Annotated in this window: 24 protein-coding genes, 1 tRNA gene and 2 pseudogenes; 14 read left to right on the forward strand and 13 right to left on the reverse strand. The window is 30.1% G+C overall.

The features are described 5' to 3' along the window. Positions 1–16 precede the first annotated feature (16 nt). The 3 genes from G9F72_RS21240 to G9F72_RS21250 all read right to left on the reverse strand — a co-directional run bounded on the left by G9F72_RS21240 (position 17) and on the right by G9F72_RS21250 (position 846). Complete coding sequence (locus tag G9F72_RS21240) at positions 17–160, reverse strand: TfoX/Sxy family DNA transformation protein (RefSeq protein ID WP_224676205.1); 144 nt, start codon at positions 158–160, stop codon at positions 17–19. Positions 161–565: 405 nt separating this feature from the next. Further along, a complete protein-coding gene (locus G9F72_RS21245) occupies positions 566–763 on the reverse strand; it encodes a helix-turn-helix transcriptional regulator (RefSeq protein ID WP_224676313.1) in 198 nt (65 codons plus the stop codon). Further along, positions 757–846 carry a restriction endonuclease gene (locus tag G9F72_RS21250; protein ID WP_164957588.1) on the reverse strand — a complete coding sequence of 30 codons (90 nt, stop codon included), beginning with the start codon at positions 844–846 and terminating at the stop codon, positions 757–759. Before G9F72_RS21250 ends, G9F72_RS21245 begins: the two co-directional genes overlap by 7 nt. A gap of 719 nt (positions 847–1,565) precedes the next feature. Between G9F72_RS21250 and G9F72_RS21255 the strand changes: the two genes are divergently transcribed. The 4 genes from G9F72_RS21255 (at position 1,566) to G9F72_RS21270 (ending at position 5,713) form a co-directional block, all read left to right on the forward strand. Continuing rightward, positions 1,566–2,573: a hypothetical protein gene (locus G9F72_RS21255; protein WP_224676206.1), complete on the forward strand. Its 1,008-nt coding sequence runs from the start codon at positions 1,566–1,568 to the stop codon at positions 2,571–2,573. Positions 2,574–2,776: 203 nt separating this feature from the next. Continuing rightward, complete coding sequence (locus G9F72_RS21260; RefSeq protein WP_202054861.1) at positions 2,777–3,244, forward strand: hypothetical protein; 468 nt, start codon at positions 2,777–2,779, stop codon at positions 3,242–3,244. A 161-nt stretch (positions 3,245–3,405) separates the two neighbouring features. Beyond that, complete coding sequence (locus G9F72_RS21265) at positions 3,406–3,573, forward strand: hypothetical protein (protein ID WP_224676207.1); 168 nt, start codon at positions 3,406–3,408, stop codon at positions 3,571–3,573. Between the two features lie 541 nt (positions 3,574–4,114). After that, positions 4,115–5,713, forward strand: a complete 1,599-nt coding sequence (locus G9F72_RS21270; RefSeq protein WP_164957586.1) for an amidohydrolase — start codon at positions 4,115–4,117, stop codon at positions 5,711–5,713. 77 nt (positions 5,714–5,790) lie between these two features. Here the strand turns inward: G9F72_RS21270 and G9F72_RS21275 are convergent, their stop codons facing one another. Continuing rightward, a complete protein-coding gene (locus G9F72_RS21275) occupies positions 5,791–6,174 on the reverse strand; it encodes a hypothetical protein (protein ID WP_164957585.1) in 384 nt (127 codons plus the stop codon). 350 nt (positions 6,175–6,524) lie between these two features. On the opposite strand from G9F72_RS21275, the gene G9F72_RS21280 reads away from it, so the two are divergent. The 4 genes and pseudogenes from G9F72_RS21280 to G9F72_RS21300 all read left to right on the forward strand — a co-directional run bounded on the left by G9F72_RS21280 (position 6,525) and on the right by G9F72_RS21300 (position 9,606). Next, complete coding sequence (locus G9F72_RS21280; RefSeq protein ID WP_164957584.1) at positions 6,525–6,743, forward strand: hypothetical protein; 219 nt, start codon at positions 6,525–6,527, stop codon at positions 6,741–6,743. Positions 6,744–7,082: 339 nt separating this feature from the next. Continuing rightward, positions 7,083–8,351 (forward strand): RNA-guided endonuclease InsQ/TnpB family protein, encoded by a 1,269-nt coding sequence (locus tag G9F72_RS21285; protein WP_224675993.1) that lies wholly within the window; start codon positions 7,083–7,085, stop codon positions 8,349–8,351. A 218-nt stretch (positions 8,352–8,569) separates the two neighbouring features. Then, positions 8,570–9,333, forward strand: a pseudogene (locus G9F72_RS27685) (DUF2520 domain-containing protein). Positions 9,334–9,384: 51 nt separating this feature from the next. Then, positions 9,385–9,606 carry a DUF378 domain-containing protein gene (locus tag G9F72_RS21300; protein ID WP_164958308.1) on the forward strand — a complete coding sequence of 74 codons (222 nt, stop codon included), beginning with the start codon at positions 9,385–9,387 and terminating at the stop codon, positions 9,604–9,606. 102 nt (positions 9,607–9,708) lie between these two features. Here the strand turns inward: G9F72_RS21300 and G9F72_RS21305 are convergent, their stop codons facing one another. Next, complete coding sequence (locus tag G9F72_RS21305) at positions 9,709–10,149, reverse strand: hypothetical protein (protein WP_164958307.1); 441 nt, start codon at positions 10,147–10,149, stop codon at positions 9,709–9,711. A gap of 59 nt (positions 10,150–10,208) precedes the next feature. Between G9F72_RS21305 and G9F72_RS21310 the strand changes: the two genes are divergently transcribed. After that, positions 10,209–10,517, forward strand: coding sequence for a hypothetical protein (locus tag G9F72_RS21310; RefSeq protein ID WP_164958306.1), 309 nt, complete (start codon positions 10,209–10,211; stop codon positions 10,515–10,517). 163 nt (positions 10,518–10,680) lie between these two features. Continuing rightward, positions 10,681–12,147: an NADP-dependent glyceraldehyde-3-phosphate dehydrogenase gene (locus tag G9F72_RS21315; RefSeq protein ID WP_164958305.1), complete on the forward strand. Its 1,467-nt coding sequence runs from the start codon at positions 10,681–10,683 to the stop codon at positions 12,145–12,147. A gap of 26 nt (positions 12,148–12,173) precedes the next feature. Here the strand turns inward: G9F72_RS21315 and G9F72_RS21320 are convergent, their stop codons facing one another. Further along, the gene (locus tag G9F72_RS21320) at positions 12,174–12,902 is read right to left on the reverse strand and encodes a lysophospholipid acyltransferase family protein (RefSeq protein WP_164958304.1); all 729 of its coding nucleotides are present in this window, start codon (positions 12,900–12,902) and stop codon (positions 12,174–12,176) included. A 201-nt stretch (positions 12,903–13,103) separates the two neighbouring features. Here G9F72_RS21320 and G9F72_RS21325 point away from each other — a divergent pair, with 201 nt between their 5' ends. After that, a complete protein-coding gene (locus tag G9F72_RS21325) occupies positions 13,104–13,982 on the forward strand; it encodes a ComEC/Rec2 family competence protein (protein WP_164958303.1) in 879 nt (292 codons plus the stop codon). A 34-nt stretch (positions 13,983–14,016) separates the two neighbouring features. Here G9F72_RS21325 and G9F72_RS21330 read toward each other — a convergent pair whose 3' ends face one another. After that, the gene (locus tag G9F72_RS21330) at positions 14,017–16,464 is read right to left on the reverse strand and encodes an ABC transporter substrate-binding protein (RefSeq protein WP_164958302.1); all 2,448 of its coding nucleotides are present in this window, start codon (positions 16,462–16,464) and stop codon (positions 14,017–14,019) included. Positions 16,465–16,839: 375 nt separating this feature from the next. On the opposite strand from G9F72_RS21330, the pseudogene G9F72_RS21335 reads away from it, so the two are divergent. After that, a pseudogene (locus G9F72_RS21335) lies at positions 16,840–16,977 on the forward strand (IS1595 family transposase); the annotation flags it as partial. Positions 16,978–17,093: 116 nt separating this feature from the next. Then, the gene (locus tag G9F72_RS21340) at positions 17,094–17,588 is read left to right on the forward strand and encodes a DUF2127 domain-containing protein (RefSeq protein ID WP_164958301.1); all 495 of its coding nucleotides are present in this window, start codon (positions 17,094–17,096) and stop codon (positions 17,586–17,588) included. 177 nt (positions 17,589–17,765) lie between these two features. On the opposite strand, the gene G9F72_RS21345 is transcribed toward G9F72_RS21340, so the two are convergent. Then, a tRNA-Ile gene (locus G9F72_RS21345) sits at positions 17,766–17,842 on the reverse strand. A 289-nt stretch (positions 17,843–18,131) separates the two neighbouring features. Between G9F72_RS21345 and G9F72_RS21350 the strand changes: the two genes are divergently transcribed. Continuing rightward, positions 18,132–18,590, forward strand: coding sequence for a DUF3888 domain-containing protein (locus G9F72_RS21350; protein ID WP_164958300.1), 459 nt, complete (start codon positions 18,132–18,134; stop codon positions 18,588–18,590). A gap of 592 nt (positions 18,591–19,182) precedes the next feature. Here the strand turns inward: G9F72_RS21350 and G9F72_RS21355 are convergent. The 5 genes from G9F72_RS21355 to pckA form a co-directional block, all read right to left on the reverse strand. Next, positions 19,183–19,965, reverse strand: coding sequence for a serine hydrolase (locus G9F72_RS21355; protein ID WP_164958299.1), 783 nt, complete (start codon positions 19,963–19,965; stop codon positions 19,183–19,185). Positions 19,966–20,044: 79 nt separating this feature from the next. Next, on the reverse strand, positions 20,045–21,142 hold the full coding sequence (locus tag G9F72_RS21360; protein WP_164958298.1) for a 6-phosphofructokinase: 1,098 nt from the start codon (positions 21,140–21,142) through the stop codon (positions 20,045–20,047). A gap of 278 nt (positions 21,143–21,420) precedes the next feature. Then, positions 21,421–22,248, reverse strand: a complete 828-nt coding sequence (locus G9F72_RS21365) for an undecaprenyl-diphosphate phosphatase (protein ID WP_164958297.1) — start codon at positions 22,246–22,248, stop codon at positions 21,421–21,423. A gap of 99 nt (positions 22,249–22,347) precedes the next feature. Then, positions 22,348–23,460 (reverse strand): hypothetical protein, encoded by a 1,113-nt coding sequence (locus G9F72_RS21370; RefSeq protein ID WP_164958296.1) that lies wholly within the window; start codon positions 23,458–23,460, stop codon positions 22,348–22,350. Positions 23,461–23,619: 159 nt separating this feature from the next. Continuing rightward, positions 23,620–25,197: a phosphoenolpyruvate carboxykinase (ATP) gene (pckA, locus tag G9F72_RS21375; RefSeq protein WP_164958295.1), complete on the reverse strand. Its 1,578-nt coding sequence runs from the start codon at positions 25,195–25,197 to the stop codon at positions 23,620–23,622. Between the last annotated feature and the right edge of the window lie 230 nt (positions 25,198–25,427).

Raw genomic sequence — 25,427 nt, forward strand, 5'->3', positions numbered from 1 at the left:
TCACCCTCACCATAAATTATTTAGAAGTATTATAAAATTTTTTCAACTCATTCTTTACTTCGTTTGAAAGATTATGCCATCGGATTCCCTGTATTGCGCCTTTTAACGCATATAACCTATTTATGCAAGCAGAGTCATTAATACTCTTATTCTGGGCCAAGCTTGCTTACTTCCAATTTCAATTAAATATTTAACCTTTTCTACTCCATTCATTACTGATGGGTTGCATTTTTTTACCATTGTAAAGCAATATATTTACTTAATTATACTATTAATAATATAATATCCATATTGCTTTAAAAGATATAAATGACGTGAAATGAACAGTATTTGACTATTTGTACATCTGGCCTATAGCCACAAAGTGAAAGTAACTCAATTACTATTGTGTTACATTCGCTTTAGTTTTCATCATTAGGTTAGTAGGTAGTTTATAAATATTTCGCAGTAATTAATAAAATTAATCAAGTTTCATTTTAACATATTAAAAATTATTATACGTCTCTTCTCCAGTTCTTCTAATAGTGATTTATTTTTGAATTGTTATTATCTAAAGTTAAATTTATTAATCAACAAATTTAAATAATTCTTCAACTGTCGTATTGAATACCTTGGCTATATCCATAGCTAATTTTAGGGATGGATTATATCTCCCATTTTCTAAATGTACTATAGTTTCTCGTCTAACTTCCACTAATTTTGCAAGTTCAGCTTGCTTCATTAATGCTTTCTCTCTATATTCTTTAATGTTTGTATTTAGAATTGCTCAACAGAGAACCCCATTCTCTTAAATAAATCAACAATAAGCCCTTCAAACATATATCCATCTAAATTATTAAAATTCACAATCTTCACTCCAATTAATATAATTATTTATTTATAAAATTTATTATAATTCTCATTATCTTCTTAAAATTATTTAAACAACAAAATAGAGTCAAATTTTTACCTGTCTCTATTATTTTACCATAAATTACATTTAAACTTATAAAATTGTTTTAAATTTTTACTATTGTTTATAGATTACCTCAATAATATAATCATTTTCCTGGCATAGTCCTTTGTATTCATCTAATTTCCAGTATCTAAATCTATAGTTATCAATTTATTTTTATCCTCAATATTTATTTGCTCTCTTATACTATCAGGGTAAGATATAAGGCTTTCATTCCATTCTTTCATTTATTGTATTTTCCATGTTAATTTTAACATATTAGTTTTTCTTCATCACTCAATTATTCTTACCCCTAGCAGATATATAGTTACATTGTGCTAAACATACGTTCTTGTTAAGAGTAATAATATCAAAAACCGTAAAAATTACTTGTATATTATCAATCAAAGTTTATATTATACTTACGAACTTATTTTAAACTTAAAGGAGTGTCTTTAATTGATTCAAACCGTACTCTTATTTCTGCAAAGAGTTATAAAAACATATTGGATTATTACTATATAAAAAACACTAATATTTGTATATAATCATGTTAGAGTTTAATTGAAAAATAATTATGAAATAAAGGGGTGAGTTTTAGTGAGGCTAAATGTCTTACTATGAAGCATTTATGAAGAATAAAAAAGAAGTTAATTTTACAATGGAACAGTTAGCAGATTTTTTAAAAAGATATCCTGTTCATGGTTTAAAAGATTCTAATTATGTTATGCAAGATGAAACAGATGTCTACTTGGTTGCATTTAAATACTATGTAGAACATGGCGAAGACATAATGGCTGATTATTATAGAATTAAAGACACAGCATTTACTGCCTATAATATGGATGTATATAGAGAATATTATAGTCATGGTTATCAATCGTTTGATATATTACGAAATATAATATCAGATCTTAAATTTGTCATTAATTATGATGTTACTTGGAATGCAGATTTAATTCTAAATACAGTAGGTTTCAGCAGGGAAAATCTAAAAAAATGCCTATATGAAATAGAAAATGACTTTCCTAAACATGCGGAAGAAAATAAATTAAATAAGAAAAAAGAACATGAAAACTATATAGAAAAATACTATGAAACAGAAAGAACTTTAACTAAAGAGGATTTAGATATATTCTTTAATAAAACTATCATGGAAGAAATGAGTTCAAATATAGATAAGAACATAGTTGATGTTACAAATATAAAGTATCCACTTTTAGTATTCTTTTATAAAGATAATAAGATTATCTCTATAAATAAAGTTGTTAAAGGTCTTGAGGCATCCTTAGTAAATCATAAAAAAAGTAAAGATTTTGATAGTTATACCTATATTTATATTAATGAAGGTATTATTGATGATATTTTATCAGAAGCATTTATAAGAATTAACCCATCTAACATGATATCAAATGCGATTACTATAAAGAATTCAATATATAGAACATTAAAACAAATTAAACAAAGATATAAAGATAAAACAAGCCTATATTTAAAGGATTTGTTTTGTGAATTCCCCATAAATAATGGAGAGTTTAAAGGTGCTATGGATAAATGTGGTTTTAAATATGATCCTAATGACGGGACTAACTGGTACTTTAATATATCTAAAAAGTTTCCGATATTATTAGTAAAATAGATACACTTATACAATTATTTAAGACTATATTAGAGCAAACTCATAATGTAAATGTTATAACTTTGGCACTATTCTTTTCTTATTATATCTTTGTGGAATACATTTCTCATGTATTTTAATGTTGAATGTAGGATTCACCTTATATAAGCAACAATCGGTGTTATACTATATTTATAAAGTAAAACTATGGGGAGTGGGGCAGTATGAAGAACAAGGAAGAGGATAAAATTGGAACATGTGCTTTGTGTAAAAAGGAGAATTGTACTTTAGAGTTAAGTCATATTATACCTAAATTTGTTTTTAGGAGAATTATTAAAAAATCTGCTACTGGATTTATGCGTAATCCTTTTAATCCAGATGAAAGAATTCAAGATGGGGACAAACAGTATCTATTATGCGGAGATTGTGAAGATTTATTTAATGTTTCAGAAACATTATTTGCAAATAAAATTTTTCACCCATATAAGGGAGATGCTTTAAAGGAATTTAAATATGAAGAATGGTTAAGTTTTTTTATTTCTTCTGTTAATTGGCGTAATCTTTATTTAGATGTTTTAGATTTCAAGTCAAGTAATTCAATATCGGAGCAAGAGTTAGATGTTCTAGTTGAAAGTGAAGAGATCTTAAGAGATTATTTACTTAGTAGAACAAAAAATATATCTGGACTGTAACTTTCAAAGATTATAATGGATACTATGTTATATCTAATATTTCGGGAATTTTAATATGTACAATTCTAAAAAAACCCAGAAAAGAAAAGTGGAAAAACACTTATATAAAAATTAAAAAGGGAAGTTATAAGGTTGGAAAGCAAAGAATAAAAAGCCCAGTAATGGGAGATGTAATGAAGTATATGAATGAATGCAGAACGGCTCAAAAAAAAATATCAGAAGAACAATCCGCTAAGATAATAAAAGTTATTGAAAAAGATCCACAAAAGTATATGAACAGTGAAATATATAAGAATCAGTTATTAGATAGAAAACTGAAGAAAGATTAAACAGTAATTTTATGCATAAAGATACTTAATATACATTCCTAGTACACCTCATAGTTGTACGCAAGAAAAAACCACCTATACGTTCAGTACAGGTGGAGTTGTATTTGTTACATTTATTAGGCTACCTAGTTTCAACGTTTATGAGGGTTTTCAGGATACCCCATAGTTGTACGGCTACTAATGCAAAGCCCTCAATTATGAGGGCTTTGCATTTGCAAAATAACGGGGACAGTTAACAACTAATCATACTATTTCATTTTCAAATTAACTCTTTTTTATTAAAGGATGCTAACAAAAGTATATGTTGCATAGAAATGCATTTGAATAAGCCTTAGTAATTCATAATTTATTTTATTTTCAGATGCGTAAATAAAAAAGCATGTTTGAGCGGAGCGAGTTTGCTTTTTTAGCATCTGTAAATAAAATAAATTGTAGAATCACTTGGCGACATGAAAGCATTTCAAGCAATATATACTTTTCGTTATAGCATCCTCTAATAAAAAATTTTAGTTCAAATAAGATATTCAAAGGAGATGTTAAAATGCCTGCATACATCAACGGAAACATTATAACTTTAGATGGAGACAAATTATGTGAAGCATTTTATGTAGAACATGGTATTTTTAAAGCAGTAGGCACTAATGAAGAAATATTGTGCTTATCTAAGCCAAATGACATCATAGTTGATCTTAAAGGTAATACCGTTGTTCCGGGCTTTAATGATGCCCATATGCATTTTTTAAACTATGCTACTCAAAAGAATAATGTTAACTTATTAAATATCCCCTCTATTGATGAACTCATAAGTGTAACTAAAGAACACATAAAAGCTCGTAGTATTTCAGATGGGCAATGGATAATTTCTAGAGGTTGGAATCATAATTTATTTTCCGAAAGAAGACTTCCAACTAGATATGACCTTGATAAAATAAGTAGGTCGCACCCTATATATTTTGCCAGAATATGCGGCCATATAGGAGTGCTTAATTCTAAGGCCTTAGAATTACTAAATATCAACTCCAAAACTAAAAATCCAGAGGGTGGTATTATTGACAGTGAAAATGGAATTCCAACAGGAATACTTAGAGAAAATGCACTGAATTTAGTCTCAAGCGTGCTACCTAAAATGCCCAAGGAGGAAATTAAAACCTTATTAAAGTCCGCTTTTATGGATGCTCTAAAGGTAGGTATTACCACCATCCAAACTGAAGATCTAACGCACTGCGGATGTTTGCAGAACTTACTGGAAGCCTATAGAGAATTAGAAGTAGAACAAGCTCTTCCCCTAAGATTTATTCTACAATTAAACTTGCCTAATGAGAAAAGTCTATCAGAAGCGATTAATTTAAAATTAAAATCCACTTTAGGAAGTAATATGTTGAAGATAGGCCCCGTAAAATTATTTCAAGATGGATCCTTAGGTGGTAGAACTGCTGCTATGAAAGAGGAGTACTGCGATGTAGCCACTACAGGCGTTTTAATTTACAACCAGGCTTCTCTAGATAACATTACTAAACTTGCGCATAATGCTGGCTTTCAAATAACTATCCATGCTATAGGAGATAATGCTACAGAAACTATTTTAAATTCTTATGAAAAAATAATAACTGCCTCTGAAAATAAAGATTTGCGATTAACCATAGTTCACTGTCAGTTCACTAACGATGAATTACTTAACAAATTTAAAAAACTAAATATAGTGGCTAACGTTCAACCTTCCTTTGTTATGACTGATTATCCTATTGTAGAAAGTGCAGTTGGGAAAACCCGTGCAGAAAAAAGTTATGTTTGGAAAGACATGTTAGGTTTAAATATTCCAGTTGCCTTTAGCTCCGATGCACCAATTGAGAGTTTTAACCCTATAGAAGGTATATATGCAGCAGTTACTAGGAAAGATTTAAAAGGGTACCCTAAAGAAGGCTGGTACAGTTCTCAAAACTTAACTGTTGTTGAAGCTTTAAAAGCCTATACTCTAGGTTCTGCTTACATGAGCTTTGAAGAAGATATTAAAGGCAGTATATCTATAGGAAAATTAGCTGATTTTGTTGTCTTGTCAGAGGATATTGTGCATACTGAAAAAGACAATATAAAGAATATAAATGTTTTACAAACCTACGTAGGTGGCGTAAAAATGTTTTAGGGACAGTTAACAACTAATGTGCATAGCACAGAAAAAGGAGTATAAATTTCATATAGAAATTTATACTCCTTTTAAAATTATTTTTTATTGTTACTATTATTATTGTTTTTAATTCTATTGGGTTTAGCCTTAGGCCTCATTACAATGTCGGCCTTCTTATCTTTTTTAGAACCTATTGTATAATTTGTAGTTGGAACATTTCTCTTTTTAATAAAGCCTGACAAATCCATAAACCATAAAAATAAGAATACAAATACTCCTGGTATCACATAGTTTGCTACATATTTTGGCATAGTTGGCCATACAAGCATAGGAACCACAAATAATACCATAGCGAGCCCAAGTATTATCCACTTGTTAACCTTTACCTTATATAGTACATAAGTTTTTAATACATTATATACCACAAGAACAACAATTGAAAATGCCACGATGCTAAGTATTGTTATAAAGGTACTCATTTTATCCCCTCTTTTCTATAATTTGCATGAAAATAAACGTATACTATACATTATCAAACATTTTTCAATATATATCAATAGCTTATGCATTAATTTATATATTTATATTTGTATTCGAAAAAAAATATGATAAAATATTTGTGGGTAGTATCGAACACGAACTGCACCGAATTGTTTAGCATATTATTAGCGGCTTTATCCACATCGGTGGCATAATCCACAGTGGTGGCTAATCCATTAAAACAGCTTAGTTTGTTTTTTCTGCTCATATCTTTATGAATGAGACAGCTATACAGGAGTCTTCCACCCTCAGATACCTGAGGTTACTGTATTACATTGGAGGCGATATTATGGTTATCGGCTTTATTTGTTGTGGAAAGGTAGGTTTTTCCCTTGGAAAATATTTTTCCTTGAAAGGAATAACGTTATCTGGATACTATAGTAAATTATACAAAGATGCTAAAGAAGCATCTGAATTTACTAACTCAAAAGCTTATGAAAACATTAATGATTTGGTACGGGATAGTTCAATGATTTTTATTACTACTCGCAGAAATTATCAAATTTAGACTTAACTAATAAAATAATATGTCATACTAGTGGTTCCTTAACCTCTAGCATTTTTTTAGATAAAAACAATTCAGATGCATTCGCATATTCAATTCACCCTATTTTCCCATTTTCTGATAAATATAATGCTTATAAGAACTTACAAAATGCTCGTTTTTCTATCGTATTATGAAAAGGGTACACCCATCTTCTATAAGTGGGTGGTGAATTTTCATTTGGCGTTAGCCAACCTTGTAGCAACCTCTTTTATTATTTTTTTATAAATAAAGTAAATTGTTATATTTTTTTGGATATAGTAAATAATATTATTATGAATATTCAAGAGCGGAGGATTCATAATGACTAAAAAAATTACTAAATCAGTCTTATTTGGTGTTCAAAAACAACAGCTTAAGCATTTAAATTCTAGCAATTATGAAGCTCTTAGAGGACTATGTTTTTTATCTAAAAATATGTATAACGTAGCTTTATATAATATTAGACAATATTATTTTACTGAAAAGAAGTTTCTTGGATACAACAGCAATTATCACCTATGTAAATATAATGAGAATTACACTATGCTTAATAGTAATTCAGCACAGCAAATGCTGAAAGTTGCTGATAGAAACTTCAAGTCATTTTTTGCTTTAATAAAAATGGCTAAAAAAGGAGAATATCAATATAGAGATATTAAATTACCTGGGTACTTACCTAAAGATGGATTTTTTAATCTTATCTTTAATGAATTTAATTCTTCTAAAGATAAATTTTCAGTACCAATGTCAACTACTTTCAAAAGGCTTTATGGTAAGGTTGAGATTAACATACCTTCAAATTTAAAAGGTAAGGCAATTAAAGAAGTTAGGATATTACCTAAAAATGATGCAAGGTTCTTTGAAATTCAATGGGTATATGAAATTGATGAGTTCAAAGGAAATTTAAATAAAAACAACACACTTGCTATTGATTTAGGAATAGATAATTTATGTGCTTGTACTATTAATGATGGTAAAGCATTTATAATTGACGGAAAAAAACTTAAATCCATTAATCAATGGGCTAATAAGGAAAATAGTAGACTCCAATCAATTAAAGATAAGCAAAAGATTAAAACGACCACTAAAGCTCAGAAGAAACTATGGAATAAAAGGAGTAATAGAGTTAATGATTATCTCAATAAGACCGTTAGGGTAATTATTGATTATTGTTTAAATAACGATATAGGTAGTATTGTAGTTGGTTATAACCCAACTATTCAAAGAAAAGTAAATTTGGGTAAAGTCAATAATCAAAACTTTGTTAATATTCCAATTGGTAATATAAGAGAAAGGCTGACTTATCAGAGCCAAAGATATAATATTAATTTAATAGAACAAGAAGAAAGCTATACTTCAAAAGCTGATTTTTTAGCAAATGATAGTATGCCTATTTATAGTGCTTTGAATAAGAAAAGATACTTATTTAGTGGTAAAAGAATATCAAGAGGACAATACAAATCATCTAAAGACTTGATATTAAATGCTGATATAAATGGCTCACTTAATATAATGAGAAAATCTAACATAAAACAAATTAACTTAAATCATAAAGAGTATTTAAACCCCATAAGGACAAGAATAGCTTAAATGTAGGCTGGGAATAGAAATATTTACAGTATAGGGCGTACTTGGACACGCCAAAAAGAATAAGGCTGCCTAATTTATTAGGTCCAAAGTTAAAGCAAACTTCTTTATAAAAAAGAATCCCCTTCCTCTACAGGTGGGGGAGGGTTCAATGAAGGACCTGAAATCATATACAGGCGCTTGAAGCTTTTATTCATTCTTTAGGTAATAAATCTTTTGTTATTAATAAAGAGGATAAGGCCCTTTACCACTTAGCTAGCGTCACAGTATCAAATTTAGTATTATCTTTAATTAATACTGGGTGCAGTTACTTAAGTCAATGTGGTATTAGTGAAAATGATGCGCTGCAAGCATTATTGCCCTTGCTTCAAAATAATATTGATAATATAAAAACCAAAGGCTTCATTAATGCTTTAACTGGTCCTATTGAAAGAAATGATTTAAACACAGTAAAACAGCATATCGGCGCTATACCACCAGAAGATATCAAAATGTATAAAAATTTATCACTAAAGCTACTAGTTTTATCCATGGGTCATATTGGTCTAACTCCTCAATCTGTTAATATGTTTGGAGGCATTAAAGTCCAAGGTAAAAATATTATTGATGCAAAAAAACTTATTGAAGATGCAAAAAAAATAGAAGCAGCAGGTGCCTTTGCTCTTGTACTTGAATGTATCCCCTCAAGACTTGCAGATAGGAAATATCTATACCAACTATTGGAATCGGTGCTGGTGGTGGCTGTGACGGGCAAATTTTAGTATATCAGGATATGCTTAATATGTTCTCAGATCTCAAACCTAAGTTTGTAAAAAACTTTGCAAATGTTGGAGATCTCATGAGAGATGGATTTAAATCCTATATTAAAGAGGTTAATGAAGGAACTTTTCCCGGATCAGAACACTGTTTTAAAATAGATGATGAAATTTTAAACAAACTATGGCGAAATAAAATAATTTTTTATAATGCAGTAATAATTTTTTAAAAATTGCAAACACTAATACTGCAAACTTAATTAAAAAAGGAGATGTGTAAGTTGAAAGCATTAGATACTACTGCACTTGTATTAGTTATTATAGGAGCTGTAAATTGGGGGTTAATTGGATTTTTCCGATTTGACCTAGTATCAAGCTTATTTGGTACTGGAACAGCATTTACTAGAATTATATTTTCTCTAGTAGGTATAGCTGGCCTATATTCTTTATCCTTCTTAGGAAGAGACAGAGATAAAGACATTGACAGAACTGAGGTTAAATAACCACTAAATAAATATTCTAACCATGATAAAAAAGAAGTTGAAATTTAAAATTCAGCTTCTTTTTTATTTGAATAAATTTCATACGCTCTACTTTGAGAACTTTTAAGTAAATCTTAGCTGAACCAAGGCAGTTTTATCCATAACTCTTATTACAATTAAACTATAGGAATCTTTTTTGTTTATGTCTTGTATAATCTTTAAAAATTTTTCATTTAACATCATTAATTTAATACCTGTTTTACTTTGAATTTCATAACCCTTTGAACCTTTTACTATAAATAGATTGTCCCAGGGCTGAGGAATATATTCACTAAAATTTATCTCGAAAATTATTCCTTCTTTCTGAAGTAATCTTATTAGACTATTATATTCATCATGTAACACATCATTTGTACATTTTAATTTTTGCACTGCTGAATTATTATTCTCTAAAAAATTATTTTGCTGCATTATTTCTAATTCATATTGTGCTTTTTTAAGGTCTAGCTTCTTTATTTTATTCTTAATTGTCTCTAAATAGTAGTTATTGGTGCTTTTATCCATTAACTTTACCTTGCCTTTCTTAGCATTCTTTAGGTAGAATATAATCGAGGTGATTATATATGAATGAATTTATAGATTGGATTATTTCCAACTTAAAATATGTTGGTAAAAAAAATAAACTATTTCTAATGGAATTTTATAATAAAATAAACCTTTTAATCAATAATAATTTTACTTTAAGCAAAATGTATAAACCAATTATCAAAGAAAAAACGGACATAAACAAAAAACTTCAAAAAACACTGAGGGTTTTAGATAATAAAAATAAGGAAGTTCAAAAAAACATGTTAAAACTTGAAAATCAAAATACACTATTACAATCTAAAATATCTATAATCCAAGACCTCATGACCAAAAGACACGACTAATTATTAATAAAGTGTTGCAATAATAACAAACATTTCCCAATCAATAATATACTTATCTTTTGTTAATACTATAATGAGGCACAAACAAATAAATTGCAAGAGTATATTCTTGTTGTTTATATAGTATGCCTAATCTAACAATCTTAAAGCGAGGTGTTTCATATTGTTTGATAGTATGTGCCAAGATAAGCATTACAAAAATTTATTTAATGGTGATTGGGTTACGTCTAATAATACCATAGATATTTTCTCTCCTGTAGACAACCATTTAGTAGGTAAAATACCAGCTACGAACAAAGACGAAGCTAATATGGTTATTGCAAATTCAAAAGCTTCTCAAAAGATTTGGGCTAATATGGCCATTAGCTCTCGTGCATCAATTTTGCATAAAGCGGCTGATTTACTTGATGAAAATGTTGATTACTTATCTTACATTATGCAAGTAGAAATTGCTAAAGACAAACATTCCTGCATTGCTGAGATAAAAAGGACTGCTGATTTTATAAGATTTACTGCTGATGCTGGTAAAAATTTAGAAGGTGAAACTATAGGTGCTGATAATTTTCCCGGTTTTAAGAAAAACAAAATCTCCTTCGTCACCAAAGTCCCAGTTGGCGTTGTCCTTGCAATTTCCCCCTTTAATTACCCTATTAATCTTGCTGCTTCTAAAATAGCCCCAGCCCTTATCGGTGGAAATAGTGTAATTTTAAAGCCTTCCACTCAAGGAGCTATTAGCTCACTCCATCTAGCAGCAATTTTTCATGAAGCTGGAGTTCCACATGGAGTTTTAAACACAATAACAGGAAAAGGCTCCGAAATAGGTGATTATTTAGTAACCCACAAGGATATTAATTTTATAAATTTTACTGGAAGTACGCAGGTAGGAAAGCATATAGCTGTAATTGCTGGTATGGTACCTATGATTATGGAACTTGGTGGCAAAGATGCAGCTATAATCCTCAGCGATGCAGATATTGAAAGTGCTGGAGAAGATATCGTTACAGGTGCCTTTAGCTATTCTGGCCAAAGATGCACCGCTGTTAAAAGAGTTTTAGTTATAAATGATGTTGCAGATAACCTCATAAGTGAATTAATGAAAAATATCAAATTACTTAAAGTAGGAAATCCAGAAGATGGCTCCGAGATAACCCCACTCATAGATAACAAAGCTGCAGACTTTGTTCAAGAGCTCATTGACGATGCCATACACCATGGTGCAACGTTATTATGTGGAAATAAGCGAATTAATAATCTTATTTACCCAACCTTATTTGATAACGTTACTACAGATATGAGGCTCGCTTGGGAGGAACCCTTTGGCCCAGTACTCCCAGTTATTAGAGTTAAAGACATTGAGGAAGCTATTGAAATAGCTAACAGATCTGAATATGGTCTTCAAACCTCTATTTATACTAAAAATATAGATGATGCCTTTAATATCGCGAGTAGACTGGAGGTAGGCACCGTTCAAATTAATAATAAACCCGAAAGAGGGCCTGACCATTTTCCTTTTTCTGGAACAAAATCCTCTGGTATGGGTACCCAAGGCATAAGATATAGTATTGAAGCTATGACTAGATCAAAAGCTACAGTTTTGCTTATAAATCCATCACAAAATTTAAAGAAGTAGCTTTTAATTAAAAGCTACTTCTTTCATTATTTCTTCTCATTTTCCACATTTATATTTGTTTGGATTATATTTTTTACTAATTCTGAAATCTCCGCTTTTTCTTCCTTTGACATTTTATCCATATATATAGGTTTGTCTATTATAAGCTTTGCATTAGCCTTTTTAACTTTTCCGTTATTACCTTCCATGGCTTTATTTGTATCATAAAAGGTTATAGGAATAATGGGTACCCCTGCTTTTATTGCGAGCCTCATGCTACCCTTCTTAAATTCCCCCATATTATTACTTCTACTTCTAGTACCTTCTGGAAAAATAATCATAGAATATCCATTTTTTAAATTTTCAACACCCTCTGAAATTGATTTTAAAGCCTCTCTTGGATTTTCTCTATCCATAAATACAGAATGAATTTGCCTCATCCAATAGCTCATTACTGGTATTTTTTCCATTTCCTTTTTAGCAACTGCTCCTGTGAGTCTATCCATACTAGATAATATCACTGGTATATCAAGATTACTTTGGTGATTTCCAACAAAAACACAAGGTTCATTTGGTATGTTTTCTTTTCCTATCACAGTTAAATTCAAACCTGCAATCCTAATTACAAAATTAGACCAATCCCTAACTACCTTAGATAGATACGCATCCACCTCTTCTGTAGTTTTATGCTTTTTTAAGCTATTAAGTTGTACTTCCTTAAAACCTTTCCCAATCAAATCAATAATAAGACGCAAATAAAAATATACCGTTCTCATATCTCTGTTCCTTTCATTTTAAGATTAAATTATAAATACAACTATAATTATACTAGTTAATAGCCCTTAATTCAAATTTTTCCACTTAAGAATAAGTAAAGTGTAATTCGAAGCATGGTTTTTTCTTAAATATTGATATTTTTTTATTTAAGTGGATAAAATTATTTATGTACTTAAAATACTATATAGGAGATTAATCATATGCCAAAGAAACCCTGGTTAAAATATGCCTTAATTTGCTCTTTATTAGTTTTCCTAACTATATCTATAGCTATAGTTGTAATTTATAAAAATAATATAAAAACCACCATAAACTTGGAAAACAAAATGGTCACTCATTTTATTGATGTAGGACAGGGTGATTGTATCCTTATTCAAGTAAATAACAAAAACCTATTAATTGATAGTGGTACCAGCGATTCAAATACAGAATTAATTAGGTATCTAAAAAATAATAACATTACAAAACTGGACTACATAATTGCAACTCATCCCCATGATGATCACATAGGGGGTATGGCTAGTGTAATTAGAGCTTTTAAAGTGGGTGAATTTTATGCTCCTAAAGCTACATCTTCCTCCCAATCCTTTGAAGATATGATTAGAGCTTTAAAAAGTAAAGGTCTTAAAATAAAAATAGCTAAACCTAATATAACATTAGATTTAGGACCGGGTGTCACCTGTCTTATGCTATCACCTAATAGAACCACCTACAAAGACACTAATAATTACTCCTGCGTCCTAAAGGTATCTTATAAAAATTCAACTTCTTTGTTTACAGGTGATATCCAAAAACTAAGTGAGGATGAGATATTAGATAAAGGTTATAATTTAAAAGCTGAAGTTCTTAAAGTAGCTCATCATGGTAGTAATTCATCCACCACGCAAGAATTTTTAAATAGAGTTTCACCAAAAATTGCGGTAATAAGCTGTGGAGCCTATAATAGTTATGGTCATCCAAATAGTGAAACCCTAGATAAGCTTAAAAAATTAAATTGCATTATCTATAGAACTGATTTAGATAAAAATATTGTACTCATAAGCGATGGTATAACTACAAGTAGATTTGGAGGAAACTGACACCGCTCTAGGTCCCATATACCTCCATCTATCTCTAATCTTCTTTCCAGATATCTTCTAAATTTATCATATTTAGCGAATGCACTTTCAACCCTTTAATTTTATTATTAAGTGCGTAGGAAACACATATATGTGATAAGAAAATATATGGTGCATCTTCAACCATCTCTTTTTCTATGTTGCACATAAGTTCTCTATATTTATAAGGATTTCTACTTTTCTTAGCTAAATCTAGCATTTCCATTAATCTAGGGTTATTGTAGGTATTCTTAATAGAAGTATTATTTATATCTATTAAGGGTTCTATGAAATTATCAGCTGTGCCTGAGTCTCCGAGCCACCCATATAGTTGCATATCATAATTCCCACTTTGTTTACTGTAAGTCTCAGCATCTAATTCTATTACATTTAAGGTTATTCCAATTTCCTTCAGGTTGATTCCAATTATATTAGCCAACATATATTGTAGTCCATTTTTATTTTCATTTATAGTTACTGGAAAGCTTAATGTACCAGAACTAATGTTATTTTTTTTCATAAGTTCCTTCGCCTTATTTAAATCTCTCCTATAACCCACTAATGTACTATTATCAATAATACTTGTTGGGAATATTCCTTTTGCAGCTATTTCAGTATTCGCTAACCCCTCCACTATAATTTTTTCCTTATCAATACAATAATTAATGGCTTGTCTTAAGCTTTTATTCCTTATTAACACGTTATTACTCTTAAAATTAAATAGTATAAATCTAGATCCTATACATTCTGTTCTTTTTATTTCATAACCTGCATTTGCTACCTTACTTATATTATTAGCGCTTACCTCAACATAGTCTAATTCATTCTTTAAAAAATCATCAATACTATTGTCAATTCCCCCTCTAACAATAATTTCATCCATTAGTGCCTCACCTAGTGGATAATCCTTAACTTTTTTTAAAATTAATTGTTTATTTTCTATGTCCTGCTTGAAAAATTCATAAGGTCCTGCACCCACTGGATTAGAATTTAAATTATTTATTTCCTCTTTGCACAATATTGAACAAGAACAGTGTGCTAAATTGTTTACAAAAGAGCTATAGGGATACTCTAGTACTATCTTTAGGTTATAATCACCCTTAAGGACTATACCTTCTACTTCAGACTTTTTCCCCGAATAAAAATCTTCTGCTCCCTTAATAAAGGATAAAAACCATCTGTTAGGCGAATCTAATTTCTTGCTTAATAATCTCTCATAGGAATACTTAATATCTTTTGAAGTTATGTTCCTTCCATTGTGAAATTTCATATTTTTTCTCAAATTAAAATTCCAAGTAATATCATCATCTTCAACATGCCAATTTTTAGCTAGTGCTCCAATAACTTCTGTACCTATTCCAAACTGAACCATACCAATGTTAATAGGCGATATTGATTTTGTAGTAGCTATCTCTATTGCCATAGCTGGATCAAAATTCTTTGCCTGGGCTGAGTACATAGTGAAAGTAGATTTTGTAGCTAACTCCTCATTACTATTAAACTGACTAAGTTCATTTAAATTTTTTATTGTGTCTTTAAGAATGTTCAATGAGGCCTTTTGTCTATCTACATTAACTGATATGTTTTCATTAAAGTTTTTTACCCTAACAGATGCTAGTACCATATCATTTATTACAGATGTCATATATTCATTTTTATTTGACTGTTCTTTAACTGCATATGCAATGTTCTGTGATATTGTTTTAGTGTCCTCTACGGATTTCATCATATAATCTATAGCTTTGCCAGCATCCTTAGCTGTATTAGTACTATCTACAACCTTTGTAATGCCTTCCATAATTATATCTAAAGTCTCATCAGTTACTTTACTAATATCTAAAATAATATTATCTATTTCATTTGCTGAAATAGAACTGTTCTCTGCTAATTTTTTAACCTCTCCAGCAACTACTGAGAATCCTCGTCCTGCATCCCCTGCCCTTGCTGCCTCGATATTTGCATTTAGAGATAGTAGATGTGTAGTTTTAGCAATGCCTTTTATAGTACCCACAATACCTTTAATTTTATTTGATTTTTCCACAAGTTCCATCATAATGGATCTCATATTTTCTACTGTTCTCTGAACATTTTGTATACTCTCCATAACATTTACTACTGACTGTTGCCCAAAAACTGCTTTTTCTAATGTACTATCTATAATAGTTATTGTTTCATCTACTTTAGCATTCACTTCTTTAGAAAACTCGCTAACTTCAAAGGAAGCTCGAACCGTTTTTTCTATATGATTATTTTGCCTATCCATTTCCATATTAATATCTTCTACAGATTTAAGTAGTATCTCAGTTACGTCTAAAGACTCTTCCACATCCTTGTCAGCCTTCATAGTTATAAGTTTTTGATATTTTTGGCGGTTAACAATCTTTGTTAATTGTCCCCTATCAATTAACCCAATTTCATTTTGCTCTGCCTCTTTATACATTAATGATTGTTTTTTAAAAAGCATCATAGTCCCCCCATTCTTCCTAGTATTCAACCCTAGTATTCAATCCTGGTATTTTTTATATTTATCCATATAATAACATAATATTCAAACTTATTCCAGTTCCCTTTCATACTATTTGTAAAAATATATAAGTTCACGAACTCTATTGTATTTTTAAGCATAAAAAAATAACCAGCGTAATAGCTAATTATTTTTTAAAAATTCTTTTTAATATATTACTTTTAATTTAGGCTATGTTAGACATAAATAGTGATATTGTATATATTTTTGCAGAATGTGTCATAATAAGGTGATAAATACATTCATGAGGTGGCCAAGGGAGAGGTCTGCCCTCATTGTAATTCAACTCATGTTTTAAGAATGGCAAGTTAAATGGTAAGCGAAACCTTTGTAGCCGAGTCGTTCAAGGGTAATCATAAAAAAAGTGGTATAAGCAATGAACAGATATGTGTAGCCACAGCAATTGATAGAAACAATAATATTATCCTTGAAATGGTATGTAAGGGCAGGGTTGTTTGAAATCTATGTTATAATTAGTATATAAATAAACTATAATTTAGTAAACACTTGTAAAATATGATGAAGCAAAGATTATTTATATGTGCGAGCGTTTATATGGAGGTAATATTTTGAATAATATATTAAATAAAAGAAATATACATGCCAGTTTCCATATTGGGTTGATTGTAAAGAGTTTATACGATATAGGAGAAGTGTTATGTGGTATTTTGTTGATTTTTCTAACACCTGAAAGAATGAGTAAACTCATAACATTTATATCAAAAAATGAGTTATATGAAGACCCGAATGACTTTATAATGAATTATCTTGTTTCTTTTAGCCATGTATTCTCAATCAGTATGCAACATTTTACATCGTTTTATTTATTGACGCATGGGACAGTTAAAATTCTTATTTTAATTCTTTTGTGGAGAAAAAAGATATGGGCATATCCTATGTCTTGTGTAATATTCATGGCTTTTATTGTTATCCAAATGCAACATTTCATCCAAACTCATTCCATTATGCTTTTGGCTTTAACACTAATTGATGTTGTAATGATTGTACTGACCATTTTAGAATATAGAAATATTAAAACAGATAAAGTTAACAATGCAGTATAAGCATTATCTGAGGTTGTGTTGTTTTACAGTTTTCTTATATAGTTCATCAATTATAAATTTACGATACTTTAATAATAAGGAAACGTTTATTGGCTTGTCTATTTACGACAAGCCAATTTTATATAGTTTATCCTCAATATTGTCTAACATAGCCTAAAATTAAGCCAAAAATAACAATGGTGGGTCTAAATGGACTCGAACCATCGACCTCACGCTTATCAGGCGTGCGCTCTAACCAGCTGAGCTATAGACCCATGATAACCTTATCATACAGGGACTTTTTAAGTATAGTACCTATCTTTTGTCTTGTCAACACTTTTCTATATTTTCTGTCAATTTATCACCTGCCGCACTTACAACAGTAGTTAAATAGTCAGTATTAACTTTCTCCTACGTGTCTTGCAAGCGAACTTGAAACTGGAAATTATATAAGAAAATTACTAATTAATGAATTATATTTTTAAATTCTGCTTTCATAAATAACCTTCAAGGAATAATAATTACTGATGTAAAGAATACTATAAAATATGGAGGATGTTAATTATGAAGAAAAAAATAATTATAGCACTATTATTTGCAAGCCTTATATGTATGCAACTTCCATCATATAGTGTTTATGCAATTACAAATAAACCACTTCAACATTCAAAGGAAGAATTATATCAAGATATTTTTTGCTCTCTGCTTATGCCATATATACAGAAATCTGTTGGTGATTATTATACAAAATTTCTAACTGATATACCAGGAGTTGACCCTTGGAATATTGATATTTTAAGTGTTGAAAGACCTAATGGTTATCGTACATTTGTTTTTGTGATTAAAATGGAGGTAATCCCATATGTTGGACCACATCTTGGTGTAGGAGTTGACCGTATTACAATTACTGTGGATGGAACTGGTGAAGTAAAGGTAACTAAATTTGAACATATTAGTAGTTATTATTTAGAGTTACCTCCTAATTATCAAGATATTATAAAAAAAGATATTAAAACTAATTAACAATTTAATATTACGAAATATTATTTTAAAGCGAATTAATAAATAAAAGTAGCAGAAGTTATAATATTATAACCCCTGCTATTTTCTTTGCTAAAATACATATTATTTCATGGGCTAATTATTATGTAGATTATAGAATAAAAAACCTTTTATTTCTATGCGCGACAACGCAGATAAAAAGGCATATTTAATAAAAATTCTTAGATATGCCTTTATTTATGCGAGCTCCTATCATCAACGCTTATCTACCGCATATAAGATTTTTATACAATAGCTATTCAAGATATAATTAAAATCAAATACAAAGATTTTTAAATCTATTGTTCGGAGTATGAGATTTGAATTAAATATTTTTTCTTAGATTATGCTAACAAAAGTATATATTGCGTAGAATACTTTGAACAAGCCTTAGTAATTCAAAATTTATTTTATTTGCAGGTGCGTTAAGAAAAACATTTGTTTGAGCGTAAGCGAGTTAATGTTTTTTAGCACCTGTGAATAAAATAAATTTTAGAATTACTTGGCGAAGTGAAAGCATTCCTAGCAATATATACTTTTCGTTATAGCATAATCTAAGAAAAAACCTCTTAATCTATTTCCAATCCTTATCAATAATATCCCACATCATCTTCCCAACCCTAGATATAGTAGTTATTCCATAAACATTGTTAGGCAAGTTGTTAGCCATTACTGTAAAAAGGAAATTCCCCTTTTCAATCATAATTATTGATGTATCATTTTCAACAGTATCAAGGCTACCCCCTTTATTTGCAATATTTTGTTGAATCTGCTTTGGTACATAAAACGGTAATTTATTCGTAACCTGTTGTTTTTTTAATATTCTTAAAAGCAAATTACTATTTTCTTCATTTAAGTATTGCTTTAGATATAGTAGTTTAAAACACTTACTTAAGTCAAAACTACTAGTAATATTTTCTAACTCATCCTGTTCCAACTTAGCATCTGTTGTAATCCTTTTCAACTTAGTGTTTTTAAGGCCCATACCCACAAATAATTCATCTATTCGCTGCATGCTCAAAATTTCAATTATTTTATTTGCTGCAGTATTATCGCTTTGTATAAGCATTGCTATTAATAAGTCATAAAGTGAATATTCTTTCCCTGAAAGCTCATGTATAATTCCATTTGAACCGTGGGTCTTATCCTCTGCTTCTATTTTAATTTTAGATTGTAAATCTATTTTCCCATCTTCCACTTCTTTAAGCAAAACCATAGCTAGTGGTAATTTTATACACCCAGCTGATACCATTTCTTTATTCTCATTCAACCCATAAAGATATCCACTATTTATTTCTTCAAAATAAAAACTATAAGTACCTTCTCTTGTTTCTAAATACTTTTTTATAACTTTCATAATATCCTCCTGGTTTTATCTGGAGTACAACAATTGCTGTACTCCATATTTTAATGCAATGCTAAAGTGGCCTATTAATCTAATCTCCAAATGAAATTCCAATGCTTCTAGCTACTTTAACTAATTCGCCGCTGGGTTCTACATTTTTCGTATCTCCTATAACATTTTCTAAATGTGCATAAGATATTTTATTTCCTGTAAGACAAACCATATTTCCAAATTTTCCAGTGCTTACTAAATCAACAGCCGCCACACCATACCTAGTAGCAAGCATTCTATCAAAGGATGATGTTATTCCACCTCTTTGGATATGACCAAGGACCGTACATCTAATTTCATGATTTTTCACTAATTGTTCTAACTGGTAAGCTAATTTGTTGCCTATTCCACCTAGTCTTATTGGATCTGGGCTATCTGCAACTATTTTACTAACTACAACGTCCCCGCCTTTTTCCTTTGCACCTTCTGCAACCACAATAATACTAAATAATTTCCCCTCTTTTTCACGTTGTTCTATCTTCTTAACAATTTTACAGATATCAAAATCTATTTCAGGAATTAAAATTACATCTGCTGATCCTGAAACACCTGACTCTAGTGCAATCCAACCTGCATTTCTTCCCATAACTTCCAGTATCATTATCCTATGATGCGATTCAGCTGTAGTGTGGAGTCTATCAAGGGCATCTGTTGCCACACCTACTGCAGTATTAAATCCAAAAGTAAAATCTGTAGATGCTAAATCATTGTCTATAGTCTTTGGAACTCCTATTACCTTAACACCTTTTCTTCCAAAATCCCTAGCGCTTGTAAGTGTACCGTCTCCACCAATAACTATTAGCGCATCCACGCCTTCTTTTCTCATGTTTTCAATTGCTATGTCTGATACATCTTTTTTAACCTTAATACCATTTTCTTCAACAGTATAATCAAACAAATTATCTTTATTAGAACAATATAATATAGTTCCACCTTTATGTTGAATTCCTGACACTGTCTCTAGTGTTAGTGGCATTGTTTCATTCTTATATAATCCTCTATATCCAAATCTATAACCAATTACTTCATAACCATAATTTAAAATTGCATTACGAGTAACGGCCCTAATTACTGCATTTAATCCTGGACAATCTCCCCCACCAGTTAATACTCCTATTTTTTTTATTTTCTGCGCCATATACATTCCCCCAAACTCTATTTGACTTATTATACACCTTAAAGCGGAAAATATAAATGATGCGCTGCTATTAGTGAAATATTCTCAACTTTTCACAAATAGCATAGCTTAATAAAATAAAATATCATAATTTAGAATATATTGGGGTATAAAATGGGTAAAATTGAATATTGATAGAATATTGTGTAGCACATTAAATATTAAAGCAACATATTATTTCAATTACTAACTAAAGCTAAAGAAGTTATTCATCAACTTTAGCCCTAAACCATTATTACTTATATTGAAATATTAGCAAATTTAATTAAAAATAACAATGCTATACCAACGATTATTCTATAAATAGCAAAAACCTTCATAGGTTTCTTCTTTAAATAAGAAACAAATTTTTCAACTACAATTAAAGCAACTAAAAAGGCCGTTACAAATCCAATAACCAAAGTAATAATTTCACCACTACTAAAATTCATTCCACTTTTAAATAGTGTTAATGCTGTAGCTCCGACCATAGTTGGTATTGCGAGGAAAAATGAAAACTCAGTTGCAGCAACTGTAGAAACACCACAAATCCAACCTCCCATTATAGTAGATGCTGACCTAGACATACCTGGCCATAGTGCAAAGCATTGAAATAATCCTATTTTAAATGACTGTTTAATAGTTATTTTCTCTATACTTTTTGTTTTATCCAAATGCCTAAATTTATTTTCTATAATAATCATTAGAATTCCACCAACTACTAAAGCCAAGGCTACAGTGCCTGGATTAAAAAGATATTCTTCTATTTTATCTTTTAGAAGAAAACCAAATACTGCAGCTGGTAAAAATGCCACTATAATGTTAGTCCAAAACTTAATTCCTGAGGGTTTTGCCTTAAAAAACTCCACAACTGAACTCCATATTTTATTCCAATATAAAACTATAATTGCAAGAATAGCCCCGAGTTGTATGACTACCTCAAATGAATTTGCAAATGCACCTTTGAAATTTATCATATTTCCCACAATAATCATATGCCCCGTGGAGGAAATAGGTATAAATTCTGTTACTCCTTCTACTATAGCTATTATTATAGCTTTTAGTACCAATATAATGTTTAAATCCATGTATCATCCGCTCCTTATAGCAATAATTTATAAAACCTTTTCCATTATACTATATTCAAGCAAAGAACATAGTTAGAATTTAATTTATTGTTTAAATGTTTATTTTTCTATTATCACTTCCCTAAGCAGCGTCTTACCATCTTGTGATAATTTAATAGAATTTACTCCTTTGACAATTTGCAGGTCAATAAAAGTATCTACCTTTATATAGTCACGGCCATTAACGCTTATGAAATACTTTGTAAGCATATAGCTATTCATAAAAGCTCCAACCGTAAAATTATCCACTTCTTTCGTATCATTTTTTAAGTCTTTCTTTGCAAATATTAAAGTTGGGATTTTCTCCACACCCGTATTCACATAATCTATTTTAGGAGATGTTTTAAACACTTGCGGTTTATTGACAAATATAGTAGGTTGAATAAACCCCTCCTTTGTTTCTAACCTTGGAAGTTGCCCTTCTTTCAAAAAAGTAAGTTTGGAATTGCTCTTTAGCTCACCATATTTATTATTATCCACAGATATACTATAGCTTTCATAATAGCTCTTCATATTTTTGACATACATCTTAGTACCTTTTAAAGGGGCGATTTTAACTGCGTCTATTCCCTTGCTTATAATTTCAACAGCACTTAGTGGAATCTCTGCATCTGTCATATAAGATCCATTGACACCATCTATCATTATCCATTTATTGTAATTGTCACTCCATATTTCACATACATTAAAATAGGATTTCCCACTAATTTTTTTATCAGTGCTTCTTAATACCCCGCGCCGTACATTAATTCCAACAGACGCTAAACACTCTTCATAAATAATTGCATAATCACTATCTGATATTTTAGCTCCTCCAAAAGCTGCCCCCATTATTTCTAAAGCATTTTTATCACTAGTCATGGAGGTACTTTGTGCTTTTACTTTTCCATTAATAAATTCCATGATTTTTATAGAGTTATCAAACTGATCTTTTTTTTCATCTATAATTTTATCTAGTCCATAGGTTTTTTTAAGTTTTAATAAGTTTTCATTCTGAGGATTTAAGTAATAAAAATGAATATTATCTCCACTATAAAAATTTTCCCATTTAGTAATTTTTAAACCCTCTTCCCTACCATTTAAATCAGATTTAGCTTTAAAATTCCAAAAAATTATAGCTGCTGTTATAAGAATAAAAAATAAAATTCTATAAGGAATACTATTTTTTTTCATAAATCCTCCTTATTATTTGCATTGTTCAATAATAAATTATAAAGTGTTCTCTACCTTACAATAGATTCACATTTATTTAATGAGTATATCATATTTTTAGCAAAAATTACATAAAAAACCCACGGGATTTATTGCAATCTTTTCCGTGGGATTTTTGTATTATATACTTAATGGACCAGCTTGCTTTATGCTCTCTGAAACTCCTTTAAATTTACTGAAGTTCAAAGTAAATTTAGAGGCAAGTTCTCGAGCTTTTAAATTATAAGCTTTTTTATCTCCCCATGTATTTTCTGGATTTAATATTTCAGAGGGAACATTTGGCACCGCTATTGGCACTGCTACTTTAAATATTGGATGCTGTGTATAAGCCACACTCTTAAGCGTGCCATCAAGTGCTGCTTTTACCATGGATCTTGTATAGGACAGTTTCATTCTTGAACCTACACCATATCCTCCACCACTCCAACCAGTGTTTATAAGAAATACCTCAGTATCATGTTTATCTATTCTCTCACCTAAAAGTTTTGCGTAAACAGACGGCTTCATTAGCATAAAAGGTTCTCCAAAGCAAGATGAAAAAGTAGCTTTTGGCTGCGTAATTCCACGTTCTGTGCCCGCAAGCTTACTTGTATATCCTGAAATAAAATGATACATGGCAGCTTCCTTGGAAAGCTTTGAAATTGGTGGAATAACTCCAAAAGCATCTGCTGTTAAAAATATTATGGTACTAGGATGTCCACCAATTCCACTGAGTTCTGCATTTGGGATATATTCTAGTGGATAAGCTCCTCTGGTATTCTCTGTTAATCTACCATCATCATAATCAGGCATCTTATTATCATCAATCACAACATTTTCAAGCAATGCTCCAAATTTTAATGCTGAGTAAATTTCACTTTCTTTATCTTTATCTAACTTTATAGTTTTAGCATAACATCCGCCTTCAAAATTAAACACTCCGCTATCACACCAACCATGTTCATCATCACCTATAAGCTTTCTTTCTGGATCAGCGGACAGCGTAGTTTTTCCTGTACCTGACAAGCCAAAAAATACTGCAGTCTCACCATCTTTACCTATATTAGAAGAGCAATGCATTGGAAATACACCTCTTAGTGGCAACAGAAAATTCATTATTGAAAAAATAGATTTTTTAATTTCTCCTGCATACTGCGTTCCACCAATTAACACAATTTTCTTATCGAAATTCACTAGAATAAAAGCTTCAGAGTTTATTCCGTCAATTGCTCCTTTTGCCTTAAATCCAGGAGCCGCAATAACTGTGAATTCTGCCACATGATTATTAAGCATTGCTTTATCTGGCCTTCTAAATAATTGATTAGAAAGCAATGCCTCGGAAGCAAGCTCATTTACTACTCTAATAGGTAGTTTATATTCTTCCATAGCACCAACGTAGCCATCAAATACAAATAATTCTTTATCACCTAAATATTCACTTACTTTACGATACAAATTATCAAAAACCTTTTCTTCTATAGGTAAATTTACCTCTCCCCAATTTATTAATTTCACAACACTTTCTTGTGAAACTATAAATCTATCCTTAGGAGATCTTCCTGTATATTTCCCTGTATTTACAGCCAATGCACCCGATTCTGTTAAAGTACCTTCACCTCTTAGCAATGCAAAACTTACCAAGTCTGATACCGGTAAATTCCTATATATTTTTTTTGATGTTTTTATGTTTAAATAATTTAAATTTTCTAAATAATCCACAATACTACCCCCCGGTTACTATATTAACATGACTATTAATTTTAGTTATTATACTAATATATTACAACATTTCGAGAAAAACGCAAGAAAAAAATTATTAAAATATGGATTTAACGTTTTTATGAATACGTTCCTTCATTATGCTAAATTATCACTTTTATAGCATACTCTTTTTATCTTTTATGGCGCACTAATATATTTAATAAACACACTTCCTTCACTGAGGCTAT

It is taken from the genome of Clostridium estertheticum (assembly GCF_011065935.2).
In the GTDB taxonomy this organism is placed as follows: Bacteria; Bacillota; Clostridia; order Clostridiales; family Clostridiaceae; genus Clostridium_AD; species Clostridium_AD estertheticum_A.